This window comes from Sulfitobacter sp. SH22 (assembly GCF_965641905.1).
GTDB lineage: Bacteria > Pseudomonadota > Alphaproteobacteria > Rhodobacterales > Rhodobacteraceae > Sulfitobacter.
Genome location: NZ_OZ282573.1, coordinates 1,472,625 through 1,497,884, shown reverse-complemented (window position 1 = coordinate 1,497,884; position 25,260 = coordinate 1,472,625). Strand labels below are relative to the sequence as shown.

The window sequence follows — 25,260 nt, the reverse complement described above, 5'->3', positions numbered from 1 at the left end:
CCCGCCCCTTGGGCGCGCAGATATCGCATATGCTCAAGGATCGCGGGGTCGAGGTGATTTTCGGCATCCCCGGTGTGCATAATCAGGAAATGTACCGCGGGATCGAAGAGGCGGGCCTGACCCATGTGCTGGCGCGCCACGAACAAGGAGCCGGTTTCATGGCCGACGGATATGCCCGCGCCACAGGCAAGCCGGGGGTAGCTTATGTGATCACGGGGCCGGGGCTGTGCAACATCATGACCCCGATGGGCCAGGCCTATAGCGATTCTGTGCCCCTGCTGGTGCTGTCCTCCTGTCTGGACGAAACGGCAGCGCGCAAGGGGCAGTTGCACCAGATGAAAGACCAGCAAGCCGCCGCCGCGACTGTCTGCGATTGGTCCGAGGAAGCCCGCACAAGCGCCGCTGCCTATACGTTGATCGACCGCGCATTGAACGAATTCGCATCGCAGCGCCCGCGCTCCAAACATATTCAGGTGCCCATCGGCGTGCTTGAGGCGGCGGCGCAGGGCCACCCGCCTGTTGCTGGAACCGCGATGGCCCCGTTGGCGGCCAAAGCCGAAGACGTTGCAAAGCTGAGCGACCAGCTGGCCGCATCGAAACGGCCGCTGTTCATCTTTGGTGGCGGGGCAAAGCGCGCCGAGGGCGTCGCCACGATGTTGCACAGCACCGGGGCCGCGTCCTTTACCACCTATGCCGGTCGTGGCGTGGTGGCCCCTGATGCGCCCTTGCATTTCGGGTCGACGCTGGCCCGTCCGGGCAGTGCCGATGTGATCGCCAGCGCCGATCTGGTGATCGCAGTCGGCACCGAACTGGCCGAGGTCGACATCTGGCGCGCGCAACTGGGGCACACCGCGCCGCTGGTCCGGGTCGATATCGACCCGACCGTGCTGACCGACGCGCAAGGGGCGCAGGTTCATATTCAGGGCGATGCCGCGGCTTTTGTCGCGGCGCTGAGCGAGATGGATTTGGGGCAGCCGCGCACGGGCTGGACCGCGCTAGAGGTCGCGGCGTCCCGTGCGCGCTGGCGCTCGGAGATCGAGGCGGAGCGCCCGGGGTTGTTGCCGGTCATCGAGGCGCTGCAAGCCTCGGTGCCCGATGACGTTATGATCTACTCCGACATGACCCAATTCGCCTATGCCGCAAAAGAGGTGTGGGACATGAACGCGCCGGGCCATTGGCACCATCCTTATGGTTTTGGCACGTTGGGCTATGCCACCCCTGCAGCCATTGGCGGCGCGATTGGTCGACCCGGATTGCCCACGATGGCCATTATCGGCGACTACGGGTTCCACTACACGGTGCAGGAACTGGGGGCTGCGGTTGAGCTGGGCCTGTCGCTGCCGATCATCCTTTGGGACAATGGCAAGCTGGGAGAGATCGAGGACAGCATGACACGCGCCCAGATCGCCCCCAATGCCGTGGTGGCGCATAACCCTGATTTCTGCAAACTGGCCGAAGCATTCGGTGCCTTGTCAGCAGCACCCAAATCTTTGGAAGACCTGCCAGCGGTATTGAAAGCCGCCTTTAGCGCCGGTCGCCCGACGCTGATCTATTTGACACCCGCCATCACCGGCTAAGACGTTTTCTTTCAAAGAAAACGGGCCGGAATTTTTGAAAAATTCCGCACCCGCTGGCGATTGTTATTCCCAGCAGCTGACCAGGACTGTCATGCCTTTTGCCTTGGCGCGCAGGTCTTCGGGCTTGAGCGCGCTTGCGTCCTGGGCTGTCTGAACGGTGATGCCTGCCTTTTTCGCGACATCCGCGATCAGGGTCGCTTCGACCGCGAAATTCACATCGTCGGGCAGTTGTTGCACGCCATCGGCGCGGGGCAGGAGCATCCCCAACACGCGGCCATTGCCGTCAAAAACCGGCCCGCCCGCATCACCGGATTGCGACGCCAGTTCCAGCCGTGCGATGTTTTCCTCGCCTTTCAGGCCCCGCACATCAGCCAGCGCCCCGAATGTCACGGTCGCAGCCCCCAACACGCCCTCGTAAGGGAAACCGGCAACGGCAATTTCCGATTGCAGGCGGGGTGGGACGGTGTTGAAATTTGCCACTTCGACAGGGGCCAGACGGTTGCCTGGCTTGAGCAGGGCAACCCCGCTGGCAGCATCGTCCACCACGACTGTCAATTCGGTGTCGTCGTCCAGCGTCATGCGGCCACAGCTTTGCACGGCTTGCGATGTGGTTGCGATCGTGCCTGCCGCGTCGATGAAAAAACCGGAGCGTGACAGTTTCGGCAGCCGGATCTGAAGGCCGGATACCAGATCAATCGCCTGATCATCGCCCCCGCCCGCTGCGGCATCCAGAACACCTGGAATACGGGTAAAGCTTTTGGCGAGCTCTGACATCACACGGCGGCGGCGGTCTTCGTCACCGGCGGGCCATATCAGGGTAAAGCCTTTGATCTGGCCATTTTCCAGCGATGCCTGGGTCTGGCTGATGATGCTGCCATTCTCGCCGATCAGTTCAAAGCTGTTGGATTTGCGTTCACGCGGCCCGTCCTGAGGGACGATTTCAAGGGTCTGCATGATATCATAGAGCCCGTACAACGTGTCCTGATCGCCGGCCTGACTGATCAGCAAGACGCGGGCATTGATGTCGCCCGTGGCATTGTACTGCACAAAGGGCGGTTCAAGCTTGTCGAGCGCCACAATCTTGGTGGGCATGAGCATTTCAATGCCCGCATCGCTGTTGCGCACCGTTTGCAGGCCCAATCCTTCGAGCACGGCATTGTATTGCCGGTTCAATGCAGCGCGTTGCAGTGTCGTCAGGACGCCCGTCGCGTCATAGCCATTGGCGGTTTGCCACTGGGCCATCGACCCGCGCGTGCCGCGTCCGAATGCGCCATCAATTGCACTGTCGTAAAACCCTGCCCATTTCAGCGCGATTTGCAGTTGCTCGCGTTCCTCGCGGGTCAGGTTGCGTTCGCCACGCTGCGCTTCTGCCAGTGTTTCATCGGCGGGTGGTTCGGGCAGCACCGGGACCATTGTGGTTTGTGCAGGTTCCGCATCAACAGATGTGCCAGCATCAGCCGGTTCCAATGTGGTCTGGGTGATCGGATCGGCGGGATCTTCTGCTGTAACGGCGGGTTCGTTTTCTGCCAGATCGGTTGCAATCGGGGCAATCAGGGGGATGTTCAACACATTCGCACCGACCGGCCAGAATTGTTGCGCGAACCGCTCTGACACCTGAACAAAGCTGTCGCTTGGCACCAGACCTTCGCGGCGGTAGTTGCGCAACAGCAGCTCTGCATCCGCGCGGCGATAGGGGCCGACCACGATTGCATACCAGTTACCGCCCAGCGAAAACCCGTTCACATCTTCAATGCTGTTGCTATAGGCCTGCGCCCGACTTGTTGCGCCAGACAGGGTGGGCTGGGCTTCGATCTGTAACCAGACCACGTCACCGGCAGATTGCGCCTTGAGGGAAAAAGGGGTCAAAATCAGGGTGGCAAGCAGCGCCACAATCAATCGCTTCATGGTTTAAGTGCTCTCGTGCATTGAAATTTAACGCAGATAAGCAGGAACGGGGGTAAAATGCCATGGCAGATGCGCGTTAAATCATCACAAAGCTGCCAATTGACCCTTGGCCATGCGCGCCGTAGGAAAGGCGCGCAGCAGTAGAGGCTTTTATCCCATGTCCGACCCGGTTCAACGCCCCCGTTCCTTTCAGGAAATCATCCTTGCCCTCCAAACCTATTGGGCGCTGCAGGGCTGTGCGATCCTGCAACCCTATGACATGGAAGTCGGCGCAGGGACGTTCCACCCGGCGACGACGCTGCGGTCCTTGGGGACAAACCCCTGGGCTGCCGCCTATGTGCAACCTTCGCGCCGCCCCACCGACGGGCGCTATGGTGAAAACCCGAACCGTTTGCAGCATTACTATCAGTATCAGGTCTTGATCAAACCTAGCCCGCCCAACCTTCAGGACCTGTATCTGGGATCGCTTCAGGCGATCGGCATCGATATGGCGCTGCACGATATCCGTTTCGTGGAAGACGACTGGGAAAGCCCCACCCTGGGCGCATGGGGCTTGGGCTGGGAAGTCTGGTGTGACGGCATGGAAGTGTCGCAATTCACCTATTTCCAACAGGTCGGCGGGCATGATTGCCACCCAGTGTCGGGCGAATTGACCTACGGGTTGGAACGCCTTGCGATGTATGTCTTGGGCGTGGATCACGTGATGGACATGCCGTTCAATGACCCAAATGCGCCGATCCCGCTGACCTATGGCGACATCTTCAAACAGACCGAAGAAGAATTCGCACGCTGGAACTTTGACGTGGCCAATACCGACGTGCTGCTGGACCATTTTGTCGAGGCCGAAAACGAATGCAACGCGATCCTGTCGCAAGAGGCGCTTGACCCCAAAACCGGCAAGCGCATCATCATGGCACATCCCGCCTATGACCAATGCATCAAGGCCAGCCACATCTTTAACCTGCTCGACGCGCGCGGTGTGATCTCGGTTACCGAACGTCAGGCCTATATCGGGCGCGTGCGCACGCTGGCCAAAGCCTGCGCCGATGCCTTTGTGCAAACCCGCGCCGGCGGCTGGTCAGAGGATGCAGCATGACAGATCGCTATCAACCCAAGATGATGCCGCAGCAACCCGAAGGCTTGTTTGAAAAGGCAATGCATGCGGGACAGAACCTGCCGGGAAAACCGGGGTTTATCTGCTACCGCAAGCTCAAGCGGCGCTATCGCTGGCGCAACGAGGACATCTGGCCGAAACTGGTCGCAGACCTGCGCGCGGGTGATCTGTGCATCGATCTGGGGGCCAATCTGGGCGAGGTCACAACACAGCTTGCAAACGCCGGTGCCGAGGTGATCGGGTTTGAGCCCGACCCCGATACATTCGCGCGCCTTGTGCAAAACGTGGGCCAGATGCCCGGCGTCACCCTGTACCAGCAGGCGGCAGGGGCCAAGGCCGATACGCTGAACCTGCGCCGCTCTGCCAGAATGGCCGAAGATCCGGACCGTTTTTCGCAATCGGCCTCGCTGGTGCGCAATGACGCAACGATGGATGACACCAATACGGTGCCGGTCGAGGTGATCAACCTGCCGGAATTCCTTGCCGGGCTAGACCGCGATATCCGCATTTTGAAGATGGATATCGAAGGCTCCGAATGGGATCTCATGCCCGCGCTGATGGAGCACCCTGTGCTGGACCGCATCGACACGATCTTTGTCGAAACCCATGAATGGATGGACCCTGCGCGCTACATGCCGATTGCGCACCGCTTGCAAGCGCAGGCCGAGGCGCGCGACCATCCCTATATCAACCTTTTCTGGCATTAGGGGCGCAATATGAACGGCAAAATCGTAGGAGGCGTCATCTTGGTCGCAGCAGCCATCGCGGGCATCACGCTTTATTATCTTCAGGTCTATGGCTATTACCGCGAGGCCCCGACGCCGCCACAGGGCGTCGAGCTGGTATCACTGTCGACAGATATGCCCGAGCCCATCCTGACCGACAATTTCCGCGCCATCGACGCGGACAGCTCTCCGATCCGGTATCGCGCGTGTTTTGACACGACACTCAGCCTTGCCATGCTGTCCGAAACCTATGTGGTCAGCGACGAAATCGAGCCGCGCAACGCGCCCGGCTGGTTTGACTGCTTTGACGCCAAGGCCATCGGCGAGGAACTCGAGGCCGGGACAGCCCTGACATTCCTGAGCCAGAAGAACATCCACTTCGGCGTCGACCGGATCGTGGCGATCACATCGGACGGGCGCGGCTATATCTGGCACGAGCTGAACGATTGTGGCGAAAAATCCTATGATGGCACCGTCGTTGGCGAAGCCTGCCCCGACCAGCCAAGCCGATAGGGCCTTCTCTGGCTCTTAAATATCCTCGCGCGAAGCGCAAAAAATCTAAGCCGTGCCCCCATAAACGGCCCCCGAAAGGTACCACCCATGCCCGACCTGCTGATTGAGCTTTTCTCAGAAGAAATTCCCGCCCGTATGCAAGCACGGGCTGCGGATGATTTGAAAAAACTGGTAACCAACGGCTTGGTCGAGGCCGGGTTGACCTATGCCTCGGCGGCTGCGTTTTCGACGCCGCGCCGGTTGACCCTGACCATCGAGGGCATGTTGGATGCCAGCCCGTCCATCACCGAAGAACGCAAAGGCCCCAAGGCCGACGCGCCCGAAAAGGCCATCGAAGGGTTCTTGCGCGGTGCCGGTCTGACCCGCGACCAGCTGGAAGAACGCGAAACGCCCAAGGGCAACATCCTGTTTGCAATGATCAAAAAGCCGGGCCGCCCCGCGGCCGAGATCGTGGCCGAAGTGCTCGACACCACCATCCGCAATTTCCCTTGGCCCAAATCCATGCGGTGGGGCACCGGTTCCTTGCGGTGGGTGCGTCCGTTGCACTCTATTCTATGCATCCTGTCTGCCGAAGACGGTGCGCAGGTTGTCCCGATGAACGTTGACGGGATCGAAGCAGGGGCCACCACGCGCGGCCACCGTTTCCTTGCGCCAGACATGATCACGGTCAATAATTTCGACGACTACGCCGCCAAGCTGAAACGCGCCTTTGTGGTGCTGGACCCGGCAGAGCGCCGCGATGCGATCTGGCATGACGCGACCAACATGGCCTTTGCCAACGGGCTTGAAGTGGTCGAGGACGCAGGTCTTTTGGCCGAGGTCGCAGGGCTGGTCGAATGGCCCGTGGTGCTGATGGGCCGGATCGGGGATGATTTCCTTGATCTGCCGCCAGAGGTTTTGCAGACCTCGATGAAAGAACACCAAAAGTTCTTTTCCGTGCGCAGCCCCAAGACGGGCCGTATTGAACGCTTTGTCACGGTCGCCAACCGCACCACCGCCGATGATGGTGCGACGATTTTGGCAGGCAATGAAAAAGTCCTGAGCGCGCGTTTGTCGGATGCGAAATTCTTTTGGGAAAACGACCTGCGCATTGCCAAATCTGATGCGGGTATGCAGGTCTGGGTGGACCGTTTGTCGAACGTGACCTTCCACAACAAGCTGGGCACACAGGCCGAACTGATCTCGCGGATGGAGGCACTGGCGGGCGAATTGGCCCCGATGGTCGGTGCCGACGCAGACGAGGCCCGTCAGGCTGCACGTTTCGCCAAGGCCGATCTGTCGTCCGAAATGGTCTATGAATTCCCCGAACTTCAAGGGCTTATGGGCAGCTATTACGCGAAAGCCGCTGGTAAATCCGGTGCCATCGCCGCCGCCGCGCAAGACCACTATGCGCCGCTTGGCCCGTCGGACGATGTGCCAACTGCGCCGGTTTCCATTGCCGTGGCACTGGCCGAAAAGATCGACAAGTTGACAGGGTTCTGGGCGATTGATGAAAAGCCGACAGGGTCGAAAGACCCCTTCGCGCTGCGGCGGGCTGCCCTGGGTGTGATCCGGATTCTGGTGGAGAACGACCTGCATGTGCGGTTGGACCAGTTGCACGCCGCCCAGTTGCTGCGCAACAAGCGCAAGGTGATGCCGGGGCTGGAAGACCACCACGTCGAAGACCTGCTGCATGACATCGCCAAACATGGTGTGTTCGGGGCTGCATTTGATGCGTTCATTCACCGCAATGACAAAAAAGCCCCCAACGACGACATCGCCAAGCTGGAAACGGCTGTCCCTGAGAAAAGCGGTGATCTGATGTCCTTCCTCCACGACCGCCTCAAGGTCTATCTCAAGGACCAAGGTGTGCGGCATGATGTCATCGACGCTTGCATCGCGATGCCCGGCAACGACGATCTGACCTTGCTGGTCAAACGCGCCAAGGCGCTGTCGGAAACGCTGAAGACCGATGACGGTGAAAACCTGATTCAGGGTTTCAAGCGCGCCAATAACATCCTGTCGCAGGCAGAAGCGGCGGATGGGGTCGAATACTCCTATGGTGCGGATATCAAATTTGCCGAAACGGACGAGGAACGCGCCTTGTTCGCCGCCCTTGACGCGGCAGAGGCGCAGATCAATCCGGCGATGGCGGCCCAGGACTTTACCGATGCCATGTCCGCCATGGCGTCTTTGCGCGCCCCGATTGATGCGTTTTTTGATGCCGTTCAGGTCAATTCCGACAACAGCACCGTGCGGCGTAACCGGTTGAACCTGCTCAGCCGTATCCGCACGATCTGTTCGTCTGTCGCGGACCTGACCAAGATCGACGGCTGACACGCAGTTTCTTTGGTCTGGCAGGGCGCATCAAGTCTTGCCAGACACCAATGAAAGCCTATGCTGCGGACAAACCAAAAGGTGCCGCAGTGCAGAAAACGCCCATGACAACGCTGGTAACCCAGACCGCCCCCATCGCCACGGACACCCACGGCGGGCGGGCGAAATGTTTGCAACGTCTGGTGCGCCTTGATCTGCCGGTGCCGCGCACGGTCACGCTGCCCTTTAATGTGGTTCACAAGATTGCGGGCGGTGATATGCCCGATCTGCAAGCGGTTGCTGATGAATTTCCCCGCGGCGCGTTGCTTTGTGTGCGCCCGTCCAGCCAGGACCCCGATTGGGGCGGGCCGGGCGCGGTTCTGAACATCGGCATGAATGATGCCCGTTTCATGGAATATTGCGAACGCATGGGCGAGGGGCCTGCATCGGCGCTGTATACCCGGTTCGTGCAATCCTATGCCGTCAATGTGGCGCGGCTGGACCCTGACATGTTCGACGAGGTGATCGGGGACGGGCGCGAGGCGCTGGAACAATCCCTGCGCGCCTACGAGCTTGAGACCGAAGAGGCGTTCCCCCAGGACCGCGTGACCCAGTTGACAGCGGTGCTCAGTTCGATGGCCCGCGCATGGGAAGGCACGTCGGCGCGTCTGTTGCGTCAGGCAAAAGGGGCACCGGCCGATGCGGGGCTGGGGCTGATTGTGCAGGAAATGGCCTTTGGCGTGGGCACGGGGCTCTGCGGGTCGGGCGTGTTGCAACTGGTCGACAGCGACAGCGGTTTGCCGCAAATTACCGGCCGCTATCTAAGCCAGTCACAGGGGCGCGACGCGCTGCAAAACGATGCCGACGCGATGTATCTGACCCGCGATCCGCGCGGCCCGTCGCTGGAAGAACACGCCCCCGAGGCATTCGAGACGCTGAAACAGCATGCGGCCTTGATGCGGGTTAAACTGCGCGCCGAGATGCAGCTGGAATTTGTGATCTCGGACGGAGAGTTGTTTATTCTGGACGGTGTGCGGGTGTCGCGGTCTTCGCGGGCTGCCGTGCGTATCGCCGTGGCGCTGGCCGACGAGGGCATCATCTCGCGCGAGGAAGCGTTGATGCGGGTGCAGCCGCGCACCTTGACCGAATTGTTGCACCGGCAGGTCGATCCGCGCACCAAGCGCGATCTGATCGGGCGCGGTATTGCCGCCAGCCCCGGTGCCGCGACGGGCAAGATCGTGTTCAACGCCAATGATGCGCAGGCCAGTGCCGCACGGGGCGAGCCGTGTATTCTGGTGCGCCGCGAAACATCGCCCGAAGATATTCGCGGGATGCATGCGGCCCAAGCGGTGCTGACCGAACGGGGCGGCATCACCAGCCACGCCGCCGTGATCGGGCGCGGCATGGGCTTGCCTTGTGTTGTGGGCGCGTCGTCGATGAAATTCGATCTGGTCAAAGGCCAGATCACCGCGCCGGATGGCCGCGTGTTCAAGGCCGGTGACGAGATCACGATTGATGGCACCAAGGGCGAGGTGCTGGCAGGGGCCGCGCAGATGCTTGAGGCGCTGTTGGATACGACCTTTCAAAAGCTGATGGAATGGGCCGAAAATGCCGCTGATATCGGTATTCGCGCCAATGCCGACACCCCTGCCGATGCGCAGACGGCGCGCAATTTCAACGCCCATGGCATCGGCCTGTGCCGCACCGAACACATGTTCTTTGACCCCAGCCGCCTGACCGTGATGCGTGAGATGATCTTTGCCGATGGCAGCGAAGAACGCCGTGCCGTGCTGGACCGGTTGTTGCCCATGCAACGCGAAGATTTCATCCAGCTTTTCCGGATCATGCAGGGCCAGCCCGTGTGCATCCGTCTGTTCGACCCGCCCTTGCACGAATTTTTGCCCACCAGCAGGTCGGGACAGCGCGATCTGGCCGAAGCGCTGGATTTGCCGCTGTCGGATGTGACCCGCCGGATCGAGGCGATGTCGGAATACAACCCGATGCTGGGTTTGCGCGGCGTGCGTTTGGGCGTCACCGTGCCCGAAATCTATGAGATGCAGGCCCGCGCGATTTTCGAAGCCACGATCGAGGCCAGCCGGGATGGCGACCCTGTGGTGCCTGAAATCATGATCCCGCTGGTGTCGGCCAAGCGCGAGGTCGAATTGGTCAAGGCCAGCATCGACAAGATCGCGACCGCCGTGCGCAATGAACGCGGGGCGACATTTACCTACCGGTTGGGGGTCATGGTCGAAACGCCGCGTGCCGCCTTGCGTGCGGGTGAAATCGCGCCGCATTGTTCGTTCCTCAGCTTTGGGACAAACGACCTGACGCAGATGACCTACGGGCTTAGCCGCGATGACGCGGGGCGCTTTATGTCGACCTATGTGCAGCAGGGTGTGTTCCCCGAAGATCCGTTCCATATGTTGGATCAGGACGGGGTGGGCGAGCTGTTGCAACTGGGGGCATCGCGCGGTCGCGCGGCGCAACCGGGCATCACTTTGTCGATCTGTGGCGAACATGGCGGCAACCCCGAATCGATTGCATTCTGCCGCGAAGCGGGGTTCGACTATGTCTCTTGTTCACCATTTCGGGTTCCGGTGGCCCGGCTTGCGGCGGCTCAACTGGCGATTGCACACAAGATAGGGTAAAAGGCAAGGCCGTAAATCAACATCTAGAAATTTGGGCGGCTTGCCGCGCAAGCGACCATCCAAGGGTTTACGTAAGGGATTATGTTGTCTAGTCGCCTTGTTTGAAATTACCTGCGAGGCGCTGCATGCGTTATTCTACCTTTCTGCCAATCTGCGCCGCTGTGGCGTTGTCCTTTTTGTCCCCCAACGCCGTGATGGCGAACTCTCAACAAGCCGAGACATTGGCCGAGATCGAGGCAAAAGGGCTGCAAGCTGTCGGATCAGAGCGGCTGGAACGTATGATAGCGGCCACTGAATCGGCCAGCGATGTCGAATTCACCCGAAGCTGGTTGGCCCAGCAGCCCAAAGCATCCGGTGGCGAACAATGGAAATGCCTGTCCGAGGCGCTGTATTTCGAGGCGCGGGGCGAGACGGTCAAGGGCCAGTTCGCTGTGGCCGAGGTGATTGTGAACCGGGTCAAATCCAGCCGCTTTCCCGGATCCTTGTGCAATGTTATCCATCAGGGCACCGGCAAGAAATACCAGTGCCAGTTTACCTATACATGCGATGGCAATGCCGAAGTGATCGCAGAACCGCGTGCCTATGACCAGGTTGGCAAAATCGCCCGCGCTGTTCTGGATGGCAAGGTGCCCGCGTTGACCGATGGTGCCACCTATTACCACACAACTGCTGTAAAACCGCGCTGGTCGCGGGTGTTTACGCGCACGGCGCAAATCGGCGTGCACCTGTTCTATCGCGACGGGGTGCGGACCGCGTCCAACTAAGCTGCAATTCCGGTCGTCTTTGAGGTCTGGCCAGCCGCAACTGGCTTTGTTACATCCGGCCAAGCGGTCTAGGATCGTGTTGACTGTGTTAACAAAAAGGCCCGCATGATGACCACCGATACAAGGCTTGCCTTTGCACATCCCTCCGAGCGTGCGGCGGCCACTGCGGGGCCGGAACCGTTGGACCGTATTTCCCTGCGCGATCATATCGTCGAGGTCGAGATCGGCGCATTTCAGGCCGAACGCGGTGTCACGCAGCGCATCTGCTTTAACGTGGTGGTCGAAGTTCAACCGTTAACCGGCCCGGTGGATGACGATGTGGACCGTATCCTGTCTTATGACCGGGTGACCGAAGCGATTGCGCACGAGCTGTCGGACGAGCGGTTGAACCTGTTGGAAACCCTTGCCGAACGTGTGGCCGACCGGATCTTGCTGGAACGTCAGGCGATGCGGGTTTTTGTACGGATCGAAAAACTGGATCGGGGGCCGGGGGCCTTGGGCGTGGAAATCGCGCGCGCCCGCGATGATACGCCGGACGCAAGGTCTGACGCTGCCGAAGTCCCGCATCCTGAACTGGTGTATCTGAGCAATGACGCGATCGGGTCGCCGCATCTGGCCGGGTGGCTGGACCAGCTTGAGCAATTGGGGCGTCCGCTGATCTTATGTGTCGGGGCGTCTGACACACCGGCCCCGCAGGTCGCCCATAAAATGGCGCAGCGGCGCATTGACCTGCTGGCTATCGAACAAAACGCCTGGGTTCTGGCCTCCAAGGACAAACGCTGTGTGGTTGTATCGACGCGCACGGAACTGGATTGGGCGATGAAGAACGGCCAGACCAGCGTTTGGGCCCCGTCAAAGATCGTGTTGGACAGTGTGGATACCCCATCAGCGCAGCCCCGCGATGCGGTCGCATTGGCCGCCTGGTTTGCCGCGACCTTTGACGCGACAGAAATGCTGGTGATTGGTGCGGCACTGCCCAAACAGGCGTCTGTTCCCCTGCGCATGGTCCCTGCGGATCAGGATCAGATTTGAAACCATGACCGATTATTTCAGACCGCTTGTGCAAATCGGCCCCGCACGGCCTGAAACGGCTGTACCCTTGGCGGGCGGCTGGGGGTGGTTCACCCATGTCGAAGTCCTGTCGCGCAACGCGCCTGCGCAAGTCATCCCTGCGGGCGACATGCCGGCGGACAAGGCAGCGCGGCTGACGGCTCCGCGCGCCCCGATTGCAGGCATGTCATTGGACCGCCCCCGCATCATGGGCATTTTGAACACGACGCCTGACAGTTTTTCCGATGGCGGGCAGCATGCCGATGTTGCGGATGCCGTGACCGCTGGGCTGGCGATGGCGCAAAGCGGTGCTGATATCATCGATATTGGCGGTGAATCCACGCGCCCCGGTGCCAGCTTTGTCCCCATCGAGACCGAAATAAAACGGACCGCCCCCGCGATCAGCGCCCTGAGGGCGGCGGGCCTGACCCTGCCCATATCCATCGACACGCGCAAGGCTGCCGTGGCCGAAGCCGCTGTTGGGGCGGGGGCTAATCTGGTCAATGACGTGTCGGGCTTTACCTTTGATCCCGGCTTGGCACCGTTTTGCCAGAAACATCAATTGCCGGTCTGCGTGATGCATACGCAGGGCGATCCTGCGACAATGCATTTGAACCCCAGCTATTCAAATGTGGTGCTGGATGTTTATGACACCCTTGAGGACCAGATCAGCAAGCTGGAAACCGGCGGAATTGCGCGCAATGCGATCCTTGCCGATCCGGGCATCGGGTTCGGAAAAAACCTTGAGCACAACCTGGCGTTGCTTGCAAGGATCAGTATCTTTCATATGCTGGGCACGGCTTTGCTGCTGGGTGTGTCGCGAAAAAAGTTTATCGGGACACTTGGCAATGCCCCTGATGCAAAAGATCGTGCCCCTGGGTCAATCGGCGTTGCCCTTGCAGGATTGGCGCAAGGTGTGCAATTGGTACGGGTGCATGATGTGGCTGAAACACGCCAGGCGATTGCGCTTTGGTGTGCCGCGAGTTCGGAGAGTATCTTATGACGAAACTATTTGGCACAGACGGGATTCGCGGCGAAGCGAATGTATATCCCATGACCGCAGAAGTTGCGCTGCGCATCGGGGCGGCGGTTGGCCGCTATTTCAGCAGCAGCAGAGGCGGCGAACATCGGGTGGTGATCGGCAAGGACACGCGCTTGTCCGGCTATATGTTCGAAAACGCGCTGACGGCGGGGCTGACATCTTCGGGGATGAATGTGCTTTTGCTGGGGCCGGTCCCGACACCTGCCGTGGGCCTGTTGACCCGGTCGATGCGCGCCGATCTGGGCGTGATGATTTCGGCCAGCCACAACCCTGCGACGGATAACGGGATCAAGTTTTTCGGCCCCGACGGTTTCAAGCTGAGCGATGCGGTCGAGGCCGAGATCGAGGAATTGATCGCCAACGGGGTGCAAATGGCCCCCTCGGATAAGATTGGCCGGGCAAAGCGGATTGATGATGGGCGGTTCCGCTATGTCGAGCGGGTCAAATCGTCGTTTCCGCGCGGCATGCGGCTGGACGGGCTTAAGGTCGTGGTGGATTGCGCCAATGGTGCGGCGCACCGTGTGGCCCCCGAAGCCTTGTGGGAACTTGGTGCCGAGGTAATCCGGATCGGGGTTGAGCCGAATGGTTTCAACATCAACGACAAATGCGGATCGACCCACCCCGAGCAAGCGGCGGCGGCGGTTTTGCAGCATAAGGCTGATGTCGGGATTTGTCTGGATGGCGATGCGGACCGGGTTATCTTGATTGATGAAGCGGGCAATGTCGGCGATGGCGACCAGTTCATGGCACTGATGGCGTCGCGGTGGGCGGCCGAAGACCGTCTGGCCAATAATGCGCTGGTGGCGACCGTGATGAGCAACCTTGGGCTTGAGCGGTTCTTGCAAGGGCAGGGCGTGCAGTTGGAACGCACGTCGGTCGGGGACCGCTATGTGGTTGAACGGATGCGCGAAGGCGGGTTCAATCTGGGCGGCGAGCAATCGGGTCATATCGTTATGACCGACCATGCCACCACCGGTGACGGGCTGATGGCGGGGTTGCAGTTTCTGGCGGAGATGATCCGGTCGGGCAAGCCGTCTTCGGAGTTGCTGCGCAATTTTGATCCGGTGCCGCAATTGCTGAAGAACGTGCGCTTTGCCGCCGGGCAGACCCCGTTGGAGGACACGCAGGTCAAAGCAGCGATTGCGCAGGCCGAGGCCGATCTGGCCGGTCAGGGGCGTTTGTTGATCCGCAAGTCGGGCACCGAACCTTTGGTGCGTGTGATGGCCGAGCATGAAGATGCGGGCCTGATGGCGCGGGCGGTGAATTCGGTCGTCGATGCGGTCACGCAGTCGGTTCAAAGCTAAAGGAGCGCTTGCGCGCATTCGATTTTTTCCGGGGTGACCGGCGCTGCGGTGCGGTGCCGGTTCAGGTGTTTTGGACAAGCCTTGCTGTCGGATGCCTTCGGCGAGGATTTTTTACCATTTGGAATTCGGGTCGGGCTTTGGAATTAGGCCTGGGTTTTGGTGAAGAGCCTGCGGAAGGCACCGTATTGGCTGAGGCCGACGCCTGTCAGGATCAGGGCCAGCGACCAGAGCAGTGAGACCGGCAGGGGTTCGCTGAGGACCACTGCGCCGAGGCAGACCGACCAGACCGGAACCTGATAGTTGACCAGTGACATGAACACAGGCCCCGCGCTGCGCACCACCAGCACGCGCAGGAAATTTGCCGCCGCTGTGGGCACGAGGCCGAGGAAGGCGAGAACACCGAAAATATACGCGGAAGGGATGGGCGGGAGGCCTTCGGTTAGCAGGGCAAGGGGGATCGTTATTGCGCTGGCGATGATCAGCAGGATGGTCGCGAGGCCGATCGCGTCGATGGCGGGCAGGCGGCGCATGGCGATGGAGCTGAGCGCATAGCAGCTGGCGGCCCCGATACAGGCCAGACGGCACGGGGTTTCGAAGGCGGAGCCTGTGGTCTCGAAGGCCTGAGCGCCGATCAGAAGGGTTACGCCGATGAAGCCGATGACGAAACCGACGGTTTTGCGGGGTGTCATCCGTTCGCCGTCAACGAAGAAATGCGCCAGAGGCAGGACGATCAGGGCGACAGCGGCCATGGAAACGCCGGCAAAGCCGGAGGTGACATATTGCTGGCCCCAGGCGAGCAGGCTGAAGGGCACGGCGGAGCTGGCAGCGCCGATGAAAAACAGGGCGGTCAGGTGTTTTCGGGTCGGGGGGGCCGCAAAGAGCCGGAACCCGCGCAGGGACCAGATGGCGACCATGACCAGTGCCGCGAGACTGACCCGGCTGGCGGCGATCCAGAACGGGGGCATTTCGGTAAGGGCGATTTCGGTGACCAGAAAGGTGCCGCCCCAGATGAAGGCCAGAAGGGCGATCATCAGCCAGCTGCTGGCGGTGATATTGGGGGCGTCTTGCATGGGCTGGCCTTTGTAGAGCGAAGCCCTTGCTTTATGGCAGTCCCTTGGGGGCTGCAACAGGATGTGGCTTTGGTTTCGACCCTCGAGGGGCCGAGGGGGAAAAGGCCCGGAGGTTTATACCTCCGGGCCGTTCTTGGTTTAGTTCTTGGCTTTGTCGACCATTTTGCCTGCGGAGATCCACGGCATCATGTCGCGCAGTTTGCCGCCGACGATTTCGATCTGGTGTTCGTCGTTGGACCGACGCGATGCTTTGAGGGTGGGCTGGCCCACGGAGTTTTCAAGCATGAAGTCGCGCACGAATTTGCCGGACTGGATGTCGCTGAGGACGTCCTTCATGCGGGCTTTGGTTTCGGCGTAGGGCAGGATGCGCGGGCCGGAAACGTACTGGCCATATTCGGCAGTGTTGGAGATCGAGTAATCCATGTTGGCGATGCCGCCTTCATAGATCAGGTCAACGATCAGCTTGGTTTCGTGCAGGCATTCGAAATAGGCCATTTCGGGCTCGTAGCCGGCTTCGACCAGTGTTTCAAAACCCATGCGGATCAGTTCAACGATACCGCCACACAGAACCGCTTGTTCGCCGAACAGGTCGGTTTCGCATTCTTCGCGGAAGTTGGTTTCGATGATGCCGGAGCGACCGCCACCGATGGCCGAGCAATAGGACAGGCCGATTTCCAGCGCTTTGCCGGAGGCATCTTTGTCAACGGCCACGAGGCAAGGCACGCCGCCGCCTTTGGTGTATTCGCCGCGTACGGTGTGACCTGGGCCTTTGGGGGCCATCATGATCACATCAATGCCGGGCTTGGGTTCGATCAGGCCGAAATGGACGTTCAGACCGTGGGCGAATGCGATGGCGGAGCCTTCGCGGATGTTGTCGTGGACGTATTTTTTGTAGGTATCAGCCTGCAATTCGTCGGGCATGGTGAACATGATGACGTCGGCCCAAGCGGCGGCTTCGGCGATGCCCATTGTTTTCAGGCCTTCGCCTTCGGCTTTGGCGATCGAAGGGGAGCCTTCGCGCAGAGCGACGACGAGGTTCTTGGCACCGGAATCGCGCAGGTTCAGGGCGTGGGCGTGGCCTTGGGAGCCGTAGCCGAGGATGGCGACTTTTTTATCCTTGATCAGGTTAACGTCGCAGTCACGGTCGTAATAAACGCGCATTGGGGCGTCCTTTCGTATGCGTTGAAATCTGGGGTGGTTATAACGGATGGTTCGGGTGATGCCATTGTCGGATTATGAGTTTATTTGGCAAAATGAAGATGGTAATGCGTGGATTTGTAAAAATATGGAAAAATCATGCTTGATGATGAAGATCGGCGTATTTTGCGTCACTGGCAGGCGGATGCGGGGCTGAGCCCGGGCGAGTTGGCGGAGCGGACCGGGATCAGTTCCGGCAAGGTCGCGCGACGCATTGTACGGATGCAAGAGGCGGGCATTGTCGAGGGTGTGGGGGCTGTCGTTGATTGGGCGGCCCTGGGCTATGCGGTCGAGGTGTCGTTGCGCATTACCCTGGACAAGACACAAGGCAATGCGTTTGACGCGTTTCTGGTCGCGGCGCGCAAGGTGGCGGAAGTGATCGAGATCCAGACGTTTCTGGGGCGGGTGGATGTGCGCCTGTCGATCATTGCACGCGACATGGGGCATTATCAGGCGATCTATCGCGGCAAGATCCTGACCTTGCCGCATATCGCCGACATCGAGGCGTTGATGCATGTGGCGCGGATCAAGTCGGACGAGGCGTTGCCGCTATGATTGCCTTGGACGATATTGACCACCATTTGATCCGGTCGCTGGCGCGGGATGCAACGCAAAGTGCCGGTGCTTTGGGGCGGCATCTGGGCTTGTCGCAACCTGCCACATGGCGGCGCATCCGGCGGCTGGAGGAGGCAGGCATCTTGCGCGGCAAGCGGCTGCGGCTGAACCGCGAGGCGTTGGGCTTTGGCGTGACGGTATTTCTGGGCGTCAAGCTGGCCACCAAGGGGCGTGTCAGCCTTGAGGATTTTGAACGTGCGGTCAGTGCGATCCCCGAAGTGCAGACGGTGGAGCATGTTTTGGGGCTTTATGATTACCGTTTGCGGGTCGTGGCGCGGGATCTGGCCGATTTTGAACGGGTCTTGCGGCGGCGGATCATGACCTTGCCCGGGGCCGGCGCGGTGGAGGCCAATGTGCTGTTGAGCGAAGAACGTCTTGCGGGGCCTTTGGGTCTATGACTTTGACGGGCAGCGCTGTATCCTTGGGGCAAATATAAAGGATGTTCCCATGCCAGCTTTGCTGAATACTGTTGACCCGCAAGGGCTTGAAGAATTCTCGGTCGTGTTCACCGACCGGTCGTTGAACCATATGTCCGCCGCATTCCAAGGCGTGATGCGCGATATCAGTGCCATGCTGAAAGAGGTGTATAATGCCGATGCCGTGGCCATCGTGCCCGGGGGTGGGACATTCGGGATGGAGGCCGTGGCCCGCCAGTTCGCCCGTGATGCCGAGGTTGTTGTGGTGCGCAACGGGTGGTTTTCATACCGCTGGAGCCAGATCATCGAGAACGGCGATCTGACCGGAAACACCACCGTTCTCAAGGCGCGGATGCAGGGCAACAGCACGCCAGCGCCTTTCGCACCATGCCCGATCGAGGAGGTGGTCGACACGATCCGCAGCAAAAAACCGCAGGTCGTGTTCGCGCCGCATGTGGAAACCAGTGCCGGTGTGATCCTGCCGGACGCCTATATCAAGCAGATGGCCGATGCGGCCCATGAGGTCGGCGCGTTGATGGTGCTTGATTGCATCGCGTCGGGCTGTGCCTGGGTGGATATGAAGGCGCTTGGCGTTGATGTGTTGATTTCGGCCCCGCAAAAGGGCTGGAGCGCGTCGCCCTCAGCCGGGTTGGTGATGATGTCGGAGCGTGCGGTTGCGCGGCTGGCCGAGACCAGGTCGGACAGCTTTTCCATCGATCTGGGCAAATGGCACAGCATCATGAAAGCCTATGAGGACGGCGGCCACGCCTATCATTCGACCATGCCCACCGATGCACTGCGCGCGTTCCGAGATACCATGAAGGAAACCCAGACCTACGGGTTTGCACGGCTGAAAGAGGCGCAGTGGCGTCTGGGTGACGGCGTTCGCAAAATGCTGGCAGAGCGGGGCGTTGTTTCGGTGGCAGCGGACGGATTTGGCGCGCCGGGCGTTGTGGTCAGCTATACCACGGATCCGTCCATCCAGAACGGCAAGGCCTTTGCCGCCGAAGGGATGCAGATCGCCGCAGGGGTGCCGCTGATGTGCGACGAGCCGGAAGACTTCAAGACGTTCCGGCTGGGTCTGTTCGGCTTGGACAAGCTCTATGATGTCGATGCGACGCTGGCGCGCTTGGCGCGTGTGGTCGACAAGGTTCTGTAATTTCAGGGTGTTGCGGCAGGGTCTTAATCCTGTCGCATGCCCAACCCCATTTCCATCAACATTTTGCGCACCGGGGCCATCGCGTAAAGCGCGTTCAGCCCGGTTGCACGGGCATCGCGGGCGATGGGCCTGGTTGCCTGACTGGCACGGTTCAGCAGATCAATCCCCCGTACCCGCAGCATGATGTCGCCAAACCGCGCTTTCTGATAGGCATCCAGCATCTTTTGACTGCCCAGATCGGCGGGGTTGGCTTGGGCCAGTTCCAGCAATGTGGCAACGTCTTGGAGCGACATGTTCAGCCCTTGCGCGCCGATGGGTGGCATCACATGGGCGGCCTCTGCGATCAGGGCAATGCGTTCGCCGGACAGACGCGCGGCGTGCTGGGTGATGATCGGCCAGACATTGCGCGCGGTGACCAGGGTCAGCGGGCCAAACAGATGGCAACTGCGGGTCGTTGCTTCGTGCGAAAACGCATCTGCATCCAGCGTCATGCGGCGGGTGCATTCGGCGGCGCTGTCCATCCAGACCACGGCCGAGCAGGGCATCCCGTCATGGTCGGGCAGCGGCACCAGCGTGAACGGCCCGCCGGTGCGATGGATTTCGGTCGAGACATTTTCATGGGGCACAGGGTGCGTGACCGAAAAAACCACCGCTTTTTGGCCATAGCCGGTTTTCGTCACGCCAATGCCTGCGGCCTTGCGCATCGGGCTGTTGCGCCCGTCTGCGGCGATGACCAGCGGCGTGGTGATGCGGCTGCCGTCGCTCAGGCCCACGCGGGCTTGCGCGGTGCGGGTGAACAGCGATGTCGTGCCGGTGCCGGGACGGAAATCGACATTGGGCAATTCGGCCAAACGTTCCAGAAGGGCGCGGCGCAGCAGCCAGTTGGGGAAATTCCAGCCAAACGGCTGGTCCGAGATTTCGGCTGCATTGAATTCACGGGTGACGCGGGCTTCGGGGATTTCGCCGCCTGCATCGACAATGCGCATGATTTGCAAGGGGGCGGCGTGGGCTTCAAGGTGGTTCCAGATGCCCGCGGCCTCCAGCACACGGCGGGCCGGTTGCAGCATCGCCGTGGACCGCAGATCGGCCCCATCGGCATCGCCGTCGGTAATGGGGGGGGCGGGGTCGACGCAGATTACCTTGAAACCTGCGCTGCCAAATGCGGCCGCTGCGCAGAGCCCGGCAATGCCGCCGCCCGAAATGAGAATATCACAATCCATAGTCATCCTCGAAAGCTAGCCCGTGATCCGCCCAAGAAAAGCGCTGAGATCGTCGGTGTGAAAATGAATGTGGTCGCCGGTCTGCGGTTCGGGGGCGACATGCACCGTGCCCATGCCCATCGCATGGGGGGCGGCCAGATTGCGGGCGTCGTCCTCGAACATCACAGCTTTGGTCGCGTCCAGCTTGTCGGTGGTGAAAACATGCTCAAATGCGGCGCGCTCGGGCTTTGGCAAAAACTGTGCATGTTCAACGCCATAGATCGCATCAAACAACCCGTCCAATCCGCGCGCCGCTGCGACGCGTTCGGCATAGGGGGCGGTGCCGTTGGTATAGATAATCCGCCGTCCGGGCAGGGCGCGAATGCGATCGGCCAGCACAGGGTCGGGGGTGAGCACGTCAAAGGAAATATCGTGAACGTCATGCAAATAGGGGGCCGGGTCCACCGAATGTTCGCGCATCAACCCCGCCAGCGTTGTGCCGTAGGTGTGCCAGTAATGCTTGCGCAGGTAATTTGCGCGGGCATGATCCACACCCAGCGTGTCCATAACCCAACGGGTCATCCTGACTTCGATCTGGTCAAACAACCGGGCCGAGGGCGGGTAGAGCGTGTTATCAAGGTCAAAGACCCAAGTATCCACATGAGAAAAAGCGTGCTTTGGCATGAGCCCTAGCTACGCTTCGTCGCAGGCTTGCGCAAGATCGCGGGCTTGTACAAATGGACGCGGGGGATAAACTGCCCCAACCTTTATGAAAGTGACCCGATGACTGCCCCAAGACCCGGACCAACCGATGCTTATGCCATGATTCTCGAGGCAATTGATCTGGGCACCTACCGCCCCGGAGACCGTCTGGTGGAAAGCGAATTGGCGGAACGCTTTGGCGTCTCGCGCACACCCATTCGCGAGGCATTACAACGGCTTGAGACGCAATCACTGCTTGCGCGCGATGGCCGCAGTCTGATTGTCGCATCGTTGGATCACAACCAGACAGCAGAGCTTTATGTGGTGCGCGGAGAGCTGGAGGGGCTGGCCGCCCGCCTTGCTGCGCGTCATGCCACGGTTGAAGAGGTCCGCGTTCTGCGCGAGATGGTCGAAAATGACAACGCCCTGCGCGATGATCCGGTGGCTCTGGCGCGGGCAAACCGGCGGTTCCACAAACAAATCCATCTGGCGTCGCACAACAGATATTTGGTGCAGCAGCTTGATTTGGTGCACCGGTCGATGGCCCTGATGGCGACGTCATCGCTGGCGGTCGAAGGGCGGGGCCACATTGCGCAGGCCGAACATGACAAGATCGTGCGGATGATCGAACAGCGCGACGAGGATGGCGCAGACGAAGCGCTGCGCTTGCATATTTCGGTGGCCTTCATGACCCGCCTCAAGCAAGAGGCCGCGCGGCGCGAAGAAGAAGGCTAACCCGCAGGGACGGGTGTTTCCCCTTTGGCCTTTCGGGGCATTTCTGGGGTCACGCCATGTTCGGTCTTGTCCCAGTAAAACGGGTGAAAAATGAATTCATACAAGGCCTTATACGCCGCAAATGTGCCCAGCATAAAATAAATCGGCAAGCTGAATGCCCAAGGGATCAGATGACGATGCTCTTTACCCCAAACGGCACGCACTGCTATGGAAATATTCAGGATTTCCGCGAAAATGAAAAAGCAGAACAATGCGGTCAACATATCCGTGCCCAGGGTCATTTCGACGGGGTGGGTGACGCCCAGCAGGGTCAGGCACAGCGTCCACAACAGGGGCGCGCATAGAAATTGACTGACCGTGGCCAGAAAAAGCGTTTGCAGCCCTAGAAAACGCAGAAATCCGATCTGTTTTATCAGGTGAAGCGGATGGCGCATGTGGACGCACCAGGTGATCAGGAAGCCTTTGAGCCAGCGGGAGCGCTGCTTGACCCAGGGCCAGGCGCGGCAATTCGCTTCTTCGTAGGTGACGGTGGGCAAAAGGTCGGTTTTATAGCCGTGCCGCGCGAGCCTGACCCCCAGATCGGCGTCTTCGGTCACATTATGGGCGTCCCAGCCGCGCAATTCCTCGAGCGTGTCACGGCGGAAGAACAGGGTCGTGCCGCCCAAGGGGACAATCAGCCCCAACCGCGCAATGCCGGGCAGGATCACGCGCCACCACGCGGCATATTCGATGGTGAAACAGCGCGAAATCCAGTTTGTGCGGGCATTATAGTAGTCAAGAACCCCTTGAACGCAGGCGACATCCTTGGGGGCGTGGGCAAAATGCCGGACGATGCGGTCAATCTGATCGATTTCGGGCGCGTCCTCTGCATCCCAGACGCCGATAATGCTGCCTTTGCAGAAATTCAGGGCATAGTTTAGCGCACGCGGTTTGGTGCGCAAGTTATTGGCTTGCGGTACCACAATGACGTCAAACCACGCGGGCAAGGGGGTGCGGGCAATGGTCTGGTGGGTTATGTCGTCGCCTTCCTCAAGCACCAGCAGGATCTGGAGCAGGGATTTGGGATAGGTCAACTGTGTCAGCCGCGCGATCAGTGCCGTCGCGATTTCCTTTTCCCGAAGCAGGGGAACAAGGACGGAAACGCGGGGCAGGGGCGTTTGATCCGCAGGCTGTCGGGGTGGAGGTTCGGGCGGTGCCTTGGACAGGAATAGTTGTGCGAAAAATGAACATGTCCGCAAACAGACCGTCAAGATACTGGTGCAAAGCGCCCATAGGATGATGATGGTAAAGCCCCATGCAGGCTGCAACACCAGCATGATTGCCAGCAGGGCGAAAATGGAAATGGCCCATGCGCGTCTGACATTCATATCCAGCCGCCATGTCCGGCAGCTTTCGATCGGGGCCACCCGGATTGCTGCGTTTTGTGCCAGTTCCGCCCCGTAAAGTGCTGTAATAGAATGATATATCTGCTTTTCATCGGCGATGACGGGCAGCAGGGTGACGTCCTTGCGGGCCAATGCCGATGCCGCTTGGTCAAATTGATCGGGCTGGCTGATGGCAACCAGAATCGTATTTCCCAAGGACCGCCACGGGACGACGCTAAATTTCAGGCAATCCATCGCGTCGAGATGTTGGGCCATGGCGGGGTTTGGCGGGTCGATCCTAAGGTCGATATGCTGAAGATTGTATTGTGTCGCAAGCGCCGCGCAGACCTGCGCCGGCGAAACCACCCCTTTGGCAATCAGGCATTCGCCCAACGGCACATCAAGCGCTTGCTGGTCGTCCAGCGCACGCACGAGGTCGGCCTGATCAATCGCGCCGGAATTGACCAATATCCGGCCCAAAGGCTGGTGGGCCTGCGCCAGTGACGCAGGTTCGGGCGTTGTAAATTGCAGACGTAGATCGCTCACCCCGCGAATCCCTCCCCTCATAGGTCGGAGCAGGATGCCGCAGATTGCCTTAATCAGGTCTTAACAGGTGATGAACTAGACGGTCTGCGTTTCGCGTTCGGCCATTGCTGCTGCAAAACGCTCAAACAGGTAAAAGCTGTCTTGCGGGCCGGGGCTTGCTTCGGGGTGGTGCTGAACGGACCAAACGGGGCGGCCTTCCATCCGGATACCACAGTTGGACCCGTCAAAAAGCGACCGGTGCGTTTCGACAACGCCGTCGGGCAACGACTGCGCATCCACCGCAAAGCCGTGGTTCATCGAGGTGATCTCGACCTTGCCGGTTTCCATGTCTTTCACCGGGTGGTTGGCACCGTGATGGCCGTGGCTCATCTTGATTGTCTGACCGCCAAGGGCCAGTGCAAGCATCTGATGACCAAGGCAAATCCCGAAAACCGGAAGGTCGGTCTTGGCAATCACGTCTTTGATCATCGGCACGGCATAAACGCCGGTTGCCGCCGGATCGCCGGGGCCATTGGACAGGAAAACCCCATCGGGGTTATGGGACATCACATCGTCAAAAGTGGCGGATGCCGGCAGAACGGTCACATCGCAACCCGCCGAGGCAAGGCAGCGCAGGATGTTGCGCTTGGCACCGTAATCGACGGCAACGACCTTGTATTTCGCGTCGGTTTGCGCGGCATATCCCTCGGGCCAGGCCCACCGCATTTCGTTCCAGCGGTAGGATTGCGCGCAGGTCACGTCTTTGGCCAGATCCGCACCTTCCAGGCCGGCAAACCCGCGGGCTGCTGCAACCAGTGCTTCGATGTCGAAATTGCCTTCGGGATCATGGGCGAGCGCGGCATGGGGGGCCCCTTGCTGGCGGATGGCGCGGGTCAGGCGGCGGGTATCAATACCGCCGATCGCGATGCGGCCCCGTGCCGCCAGCCATTCGGACAGCGGCTGGACCGAACGCCAGCTGCTGGGGTCGGTGGGCATCCATTTGACAACCATGCCGGCGGCAACCGGATCGCCGGCTTCATCGTCTTCGGGCGTGGTGCCGGTGTTGCCGATATGGGGGAAGGTAAAGGTGACGATCTGCCCCGCATAGGACGGATCGGTCATGATTTCCTGATAGCCGGTCATCGCCGTGTTGAAACACAGCTCGGCCACGGTTTGCCCTGTCGCGCCAAATCCCATGCCGTAAAATATCGATCCGTCCGCAAGTGCTAGGCAGGCGGTCGGGCGGGGGGATACTGGCGCAGTCATGGGAGGGCCTCCAAAGGCAGATAGGTGGGGCTAAACGGGTGCAACCTAAAGCCGGGGGCGGGCCGGGTCAAGACC

21 protein-coding genes are annotated in these 25,260 nt (G+C 60.3%); 14 read left to right on the top strand and 7 right to left on the bottom strand.

Annotated features, from left to right (window positions below):
* The first annotated feature begins 29 nt into the window (after positions 1 to 29).
* Positions 30 to 1,577 carry a thiamine pyrophosphate-binding protein gene (locus tag ACSQ13_RS09275; protein WP_435988248.1) on the top strand — a complete coding sequence of 516 codons (1,548 nt, stop codon included), beginning with the start codon at positions 30 to 32 and terminating at the stop codon, positions 1,575 to 1,577.
* Positions 1,578 to 1,640: 63 nt separating this feature from the next.
* Here the strand turns inward: ACSQ13_RS09275 and ACSQ13_RS09270 are convergent, their stop codons facing one another.
* Positions 1,641 to 3,482 carry a serine protease gene (locus tag ACSQ13_RS09270; RefSeq protein WP_176249483.1) on the bottom strand — a complete coding sequence of 614 codons (1,842 nt, stop codon included), beginning with the start codon at positions 3,480 to 3,482 and terminating at the stop codon, positions 1,641 to 1,643.
* Between the two features lie 157 nt (positions 3,483 to 3,639).
* Between ACSQ13_RS09270 and ACSQ13_RS09265 the strand changes: the two genes are divergently transcribed.
* From ACSQ13_RS09265 to glmM, 9 genes are all read left to right on the top strand, one after another.
* Positions 3,640 to 4,578 (top strand): glycine--tRNA ligase subunit alpha, encoded by a 939-nt coding sequence (locus ACSQ13_RS09265; RefSeq protein WP_295509291.1) that lies wholly within the window; start codon positions 3,640 to 3,642, stop codon positions 4,576 to 4,578.
* The gene (locus ACSQ13_RS09260) at positions 4,575 to 5,303 is read left to right on the top strand and encodes an FkbM family methyltransferase (RefSeq protein WP_176249481.1); all 729 of its coding nucleotides are present in this window, start codon (positions 4,575 to 4,577) and stop codon (positions 5,301 to 5,303) included. The genes ACSQ13_RS09265 and ACSQ13_RS09260 overlap by 4 nt, the downstream gene beginning before the upstream one ends.
* A 9-nt stretch (positions 5,304 to 5,312) precedes the next feature.
* The gene (locus ACSQ13_RS09255) at positions 5,313 to 5,834 is read left to right on the top strand and encodes a DUF6446 family protein (protein WP_176249480.1); all 522 of its coding nucleotides are present in this window, start codon (positions 5,313 to 5,315) and stop codon (positions 5,832 to 5,834) included.
* An 87-nt stretch (positions 5,835 to 5,921) separates the two neighbouring features.
* Positions 5,922 to 8,150: a glycine--tRNA ligase subunit beta gene (glyS, locus tag ACSQ13_RS09250; protein ID WP_295509288.1), complete on the top strand. Its 2,229-nt coding sequence runs from the start codon at positions 5,922 to 5,924 to the stop codon at positions 8,148 to 8,150.
* Between the two features lie 104 nt (positions 8,151 to 8,254).
* Positions 8,255 to 10,777, top strand: a complete 2,523-nt coding sequence (locus ACSQ13_RS09245; protein ID WP_255200141.1) for a putative PEP-binding protein — start codon at positions 8,255 to 8,257, stop codon at positions 10,775 to 10,777.
* A 125-nt stretch (positions 10,778 to 10,902) separates the two neighbouring features.
* Positions 10,903 to 11,541, top strand: coding sequence for a cell wall hydrolase (locus tag ACSQ13_RS09240; protein WP_295509286.1), 639 nt, complete (start codon positions 10,903 to 10,905; stop codon positions 11,539 to 11,541).
* Between the two features lie 108 nt (positions 11,542 to 11,649).
* Entirely contained in the window at positions 11,650 to 12,573 is a 924-nt protein-coding gene (locus ACSQ13_RS09235) for a dihydroneopterin aldolase (protein WP_176249477.1), read from the top strand.
* A gap of 4 nt (positions 12,574 to 12,577) precedes the next feature.
* Positions 12,578 to 13,594: a dihydropteroate synthase gene (folP, locus tag ACSQ13_RS09230; RefSeq protein ID WP_176249476.1), complete on the top strand. Its 1,017-nt coding sequence runs from the start codon at positions 12,578 to 12,580 to the stop codon at positions 13,592 to 13,594.
* Positions 13,591 to 14,937 (top strand): phosphoglucosamine mutase, encoded by a 1,347-nt coding sequence (gene glmM, locus ACSQ13_RS09225; protein WP_295509283.1) that lies wholly within the window; start codon positions 13,591 to 13,593, stop codon positions 14,935 to 14,937. The genes folP and glmM overlap by 4 nt, the downstream gene beginning before the upstream one ends.
* A 143-nt stretch (positions 14,938 to 15,080) precedes the next feature.
* On the opposite strand, the gene ACSQ13_RS09220 is transcribed toward glmM, so the two are convergent.
* Positions 15,081 to 16,007 carry a DMT family transporter gene (locus ACSQ13_RS09220; protein ID WP_295509281.1) on the bottom strand — a complete coding sequence of 309 codons (927 nt, stop codon included), beginning with the start codon at positions 16,005 to 16,007 and terminating at the stop codon, positions 15,081 to 15,083.
* A gap of 138 nt (positions 16,008 to 16,145) precedes the next feature.
* Positions 16,146 to 17,168: a ketol-acid reductoisomerase gene (ilvC, locus tag ACSQ13_RS09215; RefSeq protein WP_176249473.1), complete on the bottom strand. Its 1,023-nt coding sequence runs from the start codon at positions 17,166 to 17,168 to the stop codon at positions 16,146 to 16,148.
* A gap of 135 nt (positions 17,169 to 17,303) precedes the next feature.
* Here ilvC and ACSQ13_RS09210 point away from each other — a divergent pair, with 135 nt between their 5' ends.
* From ACSQ13_RS09210 to ACSQ13_RS09200, 3 genes are read left to right on the top strand one after another with little or no spacing between them, the layout of a single operon-like run.
* A complete protein-coding gene (locus tag ACSQ13_RS09210; protein ID WP_176249472.1) occupies positions 17,304 to 17,759 on the top strand; it encodes an Lrp/AsnC family transcriptional regulator in 456 nt (151 codons plus the stop codon).
* Positions 17,756 to 18,217: an Lrp/AsnC family transcriptional regulator gene (locus ACSQ13_RS09205; protein WP_176249471.1), complete on the top strand. Its 462-nt coding sequence runs from the start codon at positions 17,756 to 17,758 to the stop codon at positions 18,215 to 18,217. Before ACSQ13_RS09210 ends, ACSQ13_RS09205 begins: the two co-directional genes overlap by 4 nt.
* 49 nt (positions 18,218 to 18,266) lie before the next feature.
* On the top strand, positions 18,267 to 19,394 hold the full coding sequence (locus ACSQ13_RS09200; RefSeq protein WP_176249470.1) for an aminotransferase class V-fold PLP-dependent enzyme: 1,128 nt from the start codon (positions 18,267 to 18,269) through the stop codon (positions 19,392 to 19,394).
* Between the two features lie 23 nt (positions 19,395 to 19,417).
* On the opposite strand, the gene ACSQ13_RS09195 is transcribed toward ACSQ13_RS09200, so the two are convergent.
* Together ACSQ13_RS09195 and ACSQ13_RS09190 are read right to left on the bottom strand one after the other, a co-directional pair.
* Positions 19,418 to 20,620 (bottom strand): UbiH/UbiF family hydroxylase, encoded by a 1,203-nt coding sequence (locus tag ACSQ13_RS09195; protein ID WP_295509277.1) that lies wholly within the window; start codon positions 20,618 to 20,620, stop codon positions 19,418 to 19,420.
* A gap of 9 nt (positions 20,621 to 20,629) precedes the next feature.
* Positions 20,630 to 21,277 carry a pyrimidine 5'-nucleotidase gene (locus ACSQ13_RS09190; protein WP_176249468.1) on the bottom strand — a complete coding sequence of 216 codons (648 nt, stop codon included), beginning with the start codon at positions 21,275 to 21,277 and terminating at the stop codon, positions 20,630 to 20,632.
* Between the two features lie 99 nt (positions 21,278 to 21,376).
* Between ACSQ13_RS09190 and ACSQ13_RS09185 the strand changes: the two genes are divergently transcribed.
* Positions 21,377 to 22,030 carry a GntR family transcriptional regulator gene (locus ACSQ13_RS09185; protein ID WP_176249467.1) on the top strand — a complete coding sequence of 218 codons (654 nt, stop codon included), beginning with the start codon at positions 21,377 to 21,379 and terminating at the stop codon, positions 22,028 to 22,030.
* On the opposite strand, the gene ACSQ13_RS09180 is transcribed toward ACSQ13_RS09185, so the two are convergent.
* Both ACSQ13_RS09180 and carA read right to left on the bottom strand, forming a co-directional pair.
* The gene (locus tag ACSQ13_RS09180) at positions 22,027 to 23,940 is read right to left on the bottom strand and encodes a glycosyltransferase family 2 protein (RefSeq protein ID WP_295509272.1); all 1,914 of its coding nucleotides are present in this window, start codon (positions 23,938 to 23,940) and stop codon (positions 22,027 to 22,029) included. The genes ACSQ13_RS09185 and ACSQ13_RS09180 overlap by 4 nt on opposite strands.
* Before the next feature lie 75 nt (positions 23,941 to 24,015).
* On the bottom strand, positions 24,016 to 25,185 hold the full coding sequence (carA, locus tag ACSQ13_RS09175; protein WP_176249465.1) for a glutamine-hydrolyzing carbamoyl-phosphate synthase small subunit: 1,170 nt from the start codon (positions 25,183 to 25,185) through the stop codon (positions 24,016 to 24,018).
* Between the last annotated feature and the right edge of the window lie 75 nt (positions 25,186 to 25,260).